Raw genomic sequence first — 1,339 nt, 5'->3', positions numbered from 1 at the left:
GCCTTGGCGGCAAGGTCGGCCTCCTCGGCGCGCAGGGCGTCGGCCTCGGCCTCGGCCCGCGCCCATTCGCCGCCCGCCTTCGGGCGCCCGGTCGCGGTCGCAAGCCTGCCCAACGCATCGCCGACCTTTGCCACCACGGCGTCCAGCCTGCGCCCGCCGGTCATCATCTCGATCTCGCCCGCGACCGAGGACAGCAGATCCCGTCGCGCCGACAGCGCCCGTTCCCGGTCGGACTTGTCGCTGGCCGAACTGCCTTCGGGTTCCAGCCCCAGAAGGCCCTGGCGCACCCACAGAAGACCGGAAGGCCCCGACAGCCCGGCCCCCAGCATCCGGTCGATCCAGGCCTCGGCCTCGTCGTCCTGAGCCACGGTCCGCCCGTCGCGGATCACCCTGGCCGAGGCGCGGGTCAGCCATCGCTTCTCCACCCGGTATCGCCCGTTGGGCAGGTCCAGGTCCACCGCCACCTCGGGTGCGCCGCCCACATGGGGTTGCAGCGCCTTGATCGCCGCGCGTGTGGCGCGGTGGCGTTCAAAGAACAGCGCGTGGATGGCGTCGAAGAAGGTGGACTTGCCGAACTCGTTCGGCTCGCACAGCACGGTGATGCCGTCGCCGATCCCCTCGATCCGGGCGGTATGGCCGGCGAAGCGGCGCACGTTGGTCAGGTGCAGCGCGCGGATCTTCATGCCCCCACCTCTTGCGCGAGGGCGTAGAGCCGTGTCAGCGCCGAGGCCGCCACCGCGCGCTCAGTGGCGCTGCGGTCGGGATCGCCCGCCTCGGCCAGCAGCGCCTCGGCCGCCTGTCGCAGCGCGCCCGCGCGGTCGATCCCGTCCAGGTCGTCGGGCCGCGCCTCGGTCGCGAGGCCGGACAGGTCGTGGCCGAACCAGCCGAAGTCGGGGGCGGCTGCCTGCGCGGCTGCCTCGAACGTGGTCCGGTCGGACAGGGGCAGCCGGCCGGTGGCGACAAGCCGGACCAGCAGGTTGCGCCGCAGCCTCAGTGGGGGCAGGGCCGCATCCAGCCGGGCCAGCGGGTCGTCGCCGGGCAGCAGATCCAGTGTGACCGTCTGCCAGCCCATGCTGCCGGTTTCCACCGGGCGGACCCGGGCCGCCCCGTCCAGTGTCACCAGCAGCGCGCAGCAGGCCGCAGAGTGCTTGAACCCGTCGGCCTCGGGCGTGCCGGAATACCAGGTGGACCCGTTTACCTCCATCCGGCCGTGCCAGTCGCCAAGCGCCAGGTAGTCGAGGCCGCACAGCCGCGCCCGATCGGGGGCGATGATGCCCGCCACGCCATCCTCGCCCGAGAAGTCGGCGATGGCGCCATGGCCCAGGCCGATGCGCAGGCA

Annotated in this window: 2 protein-coding genes; both read right to left on the bottom strand. The window is 73.1% G+C overall.

Translation table 11 applies throughout. The features are described 5' to 3' along the window. The coding region (locus tag J0F76_RS20635; RefSeq protein ID WP_207472335.1) for an AAA family ATPase at positions 1-683 on the bottom strand (683 nt) is incomplete at its 3' end. Further along, positions 680-1,339 (bottom strand): metallophosphoesterase family protein (locus J0F76_RS20630; RefSeq protein WP_423227385.1); only part of this gene is annotated, 660 nt, incomplete at its 5' end. The genes J0F76_RS20630 and J0F76_RS20635, both read right to left, overlap by 4 nt.

Origin of the sequence: Paracoccus fontiphilus, assembly GCF_017356265.1 — a bacterium.
GTDB lineage: Bacteria > Pseudomonadota > Alphaproteobacteria > Rhodobacterales > Rhodobacteraceae > Paracoccus > Paracoccus fontiphilus.
Note: the sequence above shows the minus strand (reverse complement) of the source record. Positions and strands in the feature narration are given on the sequence as shown.